Genomic DNA, 4968 nt, shown 5'->3' with positions numbered 1-4968 from the left:
GTATCAGCGACACCCCCGCCCACCCCCAAGCCGGCGATCAAGGGCAGACGGGGGTTCATGAAGATCGACTAGCCCCCCTCTGCCCTTGATCAGGCTGTGGGGGGCGGGGCGATACCGGGACGAAGGTCCCTACCGGTTGCGGCATGTCCGCCCTACCGTCCGCCAGCACCACGGCGTCTCGACGAGGAGGTCGCGATGACGGCCACGGCTCCGCGGGTGATCGTCGCCCACCCGTTCCCGCCTCAGCGCCCGCCGAAGGGCTCGCGGCTGGCCGAGATGCTGCGGACGACCGATCACAAGCAGATCGGCGTCCTCTACGTCGTCACGGCGATGGGGTTCTTCCTGGCCGGCGGCATGATGGCGATGCTGATGCGGGGCGAGCTCGCCCGCCCGGGCCTGCAGTTCCTGTCCCCCGAGCAGTACAACCAGTTGTTCACCATGCACGGCGCGATCATGCTGCTGCTCTACGCGACGCCGATGGCGTTCGCGTTCGCCAACCTGGTGCTGCCCCTGCAGATCGGCGCCCCCGACGTCGCGTTCCCGCGGCTGAACGCGCTGTCGTACTGGCTGTTCCTGTTCGGCGGGCTGATCCTGCTCACCGGGTTCCTCACCCCGGGCGGGGCCGCCGACTTCGGCTGGTTCGCCTACGCCCCGCTCTCGGGCGTCGCGCACTCCCCGGGCGCCGGCGCCGACCTCTGGATCATCGGCCTGGTCATCTCGGGTCTGGGCACGATCCTCAGCGGCGTCAACTTCGTGACGACGGTCGTCTGCATGCGCGGCCCCGGGATGACGATGTTCCGGATGCCGCTGTTCACCTGGACGCTGTTCGTGACGAGCCTGCTCGTCCTGATGGCCTTCCCGATCCTGGCCGCCGCGCTGCTGGCGCTGCTGGCCGACCGGCACTTCGGCGCGCACTCCTTCGACCCGGCCAACGGCGGGGCCATCCTCTGGCAGCACCTGTTCTGGTTCTTCGGCCACCCCGAGGTCTACATCGTGGCGCTGCCGTTCTTCGGGATCATCTCCGAGATCGTCCCGGTGTTCAGCCGGCGCCCGCTGTTCGGCTACAAGGGGATGGTCTTCGCCACCATCGCGATCGCGATGCTCTCGATGGCCGTGTGGGCGCACCACATGTACGCCACCGGCGCGGTGCTGCTGGCGTTCTTCTCACTGACCACGTTCCTCATCGCCGTGCCCACCGGGATCAAGTTCGTCAACTGGATCGGCACCATGTGGAAGGGGAAACTCACCTTCGAGACGCCGATGCTGTTCGCCCTCGGCTTCCTGGTCACGTTCCTGTTCGGTGGCCTCACCGGTGTCCTGCTGGCGTCCCCGCCGCTGGACTTCCACGTCTCGGACTCGTACTTCGTGGTCGCGCACTTCCACTACGTGCTGTTCGGGACGATCGTGTTCGCCACCTACGGCGGCATCTACTTCTGGTTCCCGAAGATGACCGGCCGGATGATGGACGAGACGCTGGGCAAGTTCCACTTCTGGACCACGTTCATCGGCTTCCACATGACGTTCCTGCTGCAGCACTGGCTGGGTAACGAGGGCATGCCACGGCGGTACGTGGACTACCTGCCGACCGACGGTTTCACCACGCTGAACGCGATCTCCTCGATCGGTGCGTTCGTGCTGGGTGCATCGGTGCTGCCGTTCATCTGGAACGTCGCGCACAGCTACCGCTACGGCCGGATCGTCACCGTCGACGACCCGTGGGGCTTCGGCAACTCGCTGGAGTGGGCCACGTCCTGCCCTCCGCCGCGGCACAACTTCACCGAGCTGCCGCGCATCCGTTCCGAGCGACCGGCGTTCGACCTGCACTATCCGCACATCGCGGCCCGGGCCCGCGCGGAGGCGCACGCCGGAGGGACCGCGGCACCGTCCGAGGTCGCGGCCCAGTCCGTGGGTCGCGAGCAGATGTCCGGCTCCGATCCGAAGTCCCGCTGACAGCACTCAGGACGCCGGTGCTCACCCCGCCGGCGTCACGACCCCGCAGTTGCCGTCATAGCGGCGGTACAGCAGGTGACCCCGGTCGGTCTCCCGGTCGCGGTAGAACAGGAACGGCAGGCCCGAGAGCGCCAGCCGGTGCGAGGCCTGCTCGAGGCTGAGCACAGGTGCGGGATGGCTGCTGACGGACACCGCAGCGATGTGCGGGGCGATCCGGTCCGGCTGCGGGTGCAGCTGTGCGAGCCGGGGCCCGGCCACGTCGTGATAGAGCACGCAGTCCTGGCCGCTGCCCACCTCGGTGAACAGGTGGAAGTCGTAGTCCAGCTCGTCCATCTCGGCGAGCGCCTCGTCGACCGTGCGGCGGGCGAGGGTGTAGGACTTGCGCCGCAGGACCGGTGCCGTCCCGGCCGGCGCGGCCGCGCCGGCGGACGGTTCCGCGGCCCGGCGCCGTGGCGAATGGCGCGCGGCGGCCCGTTCCAGCCGGGGCCGCAACCGCGCGGCCAGCAGGTCGGCGGCCTCGCCCGCGGTGTCCGCGGTGACCTGCACCCGCAGGATGCGATCGCCCAGGTCGACGTTGGCCTGCGCGATCACCGGCGGCGTCACGGTCGGGTCGGTCAGCCGGGTGAGCCGGATCCGCACGCCCGGCACGGGCTCGGGGACCAGCCGCAGCAGCGCGACGATCTTGCGCCGCAGGTACCCGAGCGCCCCGGTGGGAAGGTCCCCGTACCCGGCGGTCTCGACGACCGGGACGCTCGCGGTGGTCTCCTGTGCTCGCCTCACGTCTCGCCCCTTCCGCGCGTCGACCCGGTGTGCATCTGCACTCGGGCGCTCGCCCAGGCCCCGACCACTCGTGCGCCGTCACGCGGCGGGCCGGTGACGACGGCGACGGGCGGGCACCGCGGGCTTCGGGCTCGCGTCGAGGTCCAGTCGAGACCGCACCGCAGCCTCCGGCCCGGGTCCCCGGCGCGGCAGCGGCGGAGGGCCCGGCACCGCGGGACGATGGTCCCGGAGCATGCCTGCCGGGGTGCCGGCGGGCAGGACCGGCCCGGCCGGGTCGGTGGGCCGGCTGGTTGCCAACACCGAGGCCCGGCTCGTCGACCCGGAGACCGGGGCCGACGCCGGGCCGCGCGCCACCGGTGAGCTGTGGGTGCGCGGACCGCAGGTGATGGCGGGTACCTGGACGATCCGGACGCCACCGCCGCGACCGTCGTCGACGGCTGGCTGCGCACGGGCGACCTCGTCCGCGTCGACGACGACGGGATCTTCTGGATCGTCGACCGGCTCAAGGAGCTGATCAAGTACAAGGGCTACCAGGTGGCACCCGCCGAGCTGGAGTCCGTGCTGCTCACCCACCCCGACGTGCTCGGCGCCGCGGTCGTCGGCATCCCGCACCTCGAGGGCGGGGAGGCGCCGAAGGCGTTCGTGGTGGCCGCGCGGCCGCTCGATGCCGGTGCGCTGATGGACTGGGTGGCCCAGCGGGTGGCGCCCTACAAGAAGGTGCGCAGCGTGGAGTTCATCGAGGCGGTCCCGAAGTCGCCGAGCGGGAAGATCCTGCGCCGGCTGCTGCGGTAGGGCGGCGGGCCGAGAGCGTCCCGGCGATCGTGAGCAGCGTGATCGCCCCGAGGATCACCAGCAGGGGCGCCGTCCACCCGCCGGTGGCCTCCCGGACGGCACCGAGGACGGTCGGCCCGGCCGCGGCGACCATGTACCCGCCGCCCTGCACCAGTGCGGACATCCGGCGGTTCTCGGCCAGGCTGCGGGCGCGCTGGACGATCATCGAGAAGATCACCGTGAGTCCGCCGCCCTGGGCCGCCCCACCCAGCGCGCACCACAGCGGCCACCACCGCGGCGCGAGCAGCAGGCCGAGCGGCAGGGTGGTCCACGCCGCGCACACCATCAGCAGGACCGGACGCGGCCCGGAGCACAGCCGCAGCAGCAGGGGCACGCCGAACGCGCCGACGATCCCCGCGACCTGGAAGATCGACGAGCTGAGCCCCGCGGCGCTCTCGCTCAGACCGCGCTCGTCGCGCAGCAGCAGCGGCAGCCACGCCGTCACCCCGTAGTAGGCGAACGCCTGGCCGGAGAACGCGATGGTCAGCCCCCACACGACCGGCCGGCGCCACCACACGGACGTGCGGTCGGCGAGGTCGGGTGGGTCGCCGGTGACCGGAGCAGGGTCCTGCGTGGTCCGGCTCCGTGTCGCGCACCACCACACGGCGGACGCGATCAGCACCAGCGCGCCCCAGGTCACGAGTGCCACCCGCCAGCCCACCGCACCGGCGATCGGTACCGTCAGCGACAGCGTGAGCATCGAGCCGACGTTGAGCGCCGCGGTGTAGGCGCCGAGGACGGCGCCGGCGCGGTGCGGGAGGTCGCGGCCGATCACCACGGGCACGGCCACGTTGCCGATGGTGATCGCGATACCGAGGACGAGGGTGCCGGCCAGCGCGGCCGGCACGCCGTCGGCGGACCGGACCACGGTGCCCGCGAGCACCCCGGCGAGTGCGAGCAGCACACCGCGCTCGAGTCCGGTGCGTCCGAGCAGCCAGGCCGCCAGCGGGGTCGCGACGCCGAAGCACAGGACCGGCAGGCTGGTCAGCAGTCCGGCCGTACCCGCCCCGATGCCCAGATCGGCGGTGATCGCATCGAGCACCGGTGAGATGGCGACGATCGGCCCGCGCAGGTTGAGCGCGAACAACAGGATCGCGAGGACGAGCAGGGCCGACGTCGTGGCCGGGCGGGCGCGGACGCGAAGGCCGCTCACCGGGGGCCGGGGCCGGTCGGGAGGAGCCGGGCCGGCACCGGTGCCGGTACCGGTAAGGCCGTCGTCGGCGCGCCTGTCACCGGCTCATCTTCACCGCCCGCCGGGCGCGCCGCAGCACGCGGTGAGGAAGGTCGCCTCCGGCGCCGGCGGCCACATCCGACGTTCGGGGCGGGCGCTGACGGGTACGCCCGCATGCCACCGCCGTCCCGTCCGTGCAGGAGCAGCCCATGACCGCCGTGCGGCCCGCACCCATC

General features: G+C 72.1%; 4 protein-coding genes and 1 pseudogene. 3 read left to right on the top strand and 2 right to left on the bottom strand.

Features of this window, described 5'->3' with window-relative positions; translation table 11 throughout:
- Positions 1-195: 195 nt before the first annotated feature.
- Positions 196-1950, top strand: a complete 1755-nt coding sequence (ctaD, locus tag HF519_RS29340; RefSeq protein WP_169416216.1) for an aa3-type cytochrome oxidase subunit I — start codon at positions 196-198, stop codon at positions 1948-1950.
- A 21-nt stretch (positions 1951-1971) separates the two neighbouring features.
- Here ctaD and HF519_RS33145 read toward each other — a convergent pair whose 3' ends face one another.
- The gene (locus HF519_RS33145) at positions 1972-2730 is read right to left on the bottom strand and encodes a sigma 54 modulation/S30EA ribosomal C-terminal domain-containing protein (RefSeq protein WP_169416215.1); all 759 of its coding nucleotides are present in this window, start codon (positions 2728-2730) and stop codon (positions 1972-1974) included.
- Positions 2731-2962: 232 nt separating this feature from the next.
- On the opposite strand from HF519_RS33145, the pseudogene HF519_RS33140 reads away from it, so the two are divergent.
- A pseudogene (locus HF519_RS33140) lies at positions 2963-3067 on the top strand (hypothetical protein); the annotation flags it as partial.
- Between the two features lie 26 nt (positions 3068-3093).
- Positions 3094-3522: an AMP-binding enzyme gene (locus tag HF519_RS29330; protein WP_312860424.1), complete on the top strand. Its 429-nt coding sequence runs from the start codon at positions 3094-3096 to the stop codon at positions 3520-3522.
- On the opposite strand, the gene HF519_RS29325 is transcribed toward HF519_RS29330, so the two are convergent.
- Entirely contained in the window at positions 3464-4714 is a 1251-nt protein-coding gene (locus HF519_RS29325) for an MFS transporter (protein WP_211170757.1), read from the bottom strand. The two genes, HF519_RS29330 and HF519_RS29325, sit on opposite strands and share 59 nt — an antisense overlap.
- Positions 4715-4968 lie beyond the last annotated feature (254 nt).

The sequence above is a fragment of the Pseudonocardia bannensis genome (assembly GCF_012911875.1).
Taxonomy (GTDB): Bacteria; Actinomycetota; Actinomycetes; order Mycobacteriales; family Pseudonocardiaceae; genus Pseudonocardia; species Pseudonocardia bannensis.
This window is presented reverse-complemented; position numbering and strand designations above follow the sequence as displayed.

What these genes read in the sequence shown, in the direction of transcription:
- ctaD (WP_169416216.1), top strand. Translation starts at nt 196, where the DNA reads ATGACGGCCACGGCTCCGCGGGTGATCGTCGCCCACCCGTTCCCGCCT.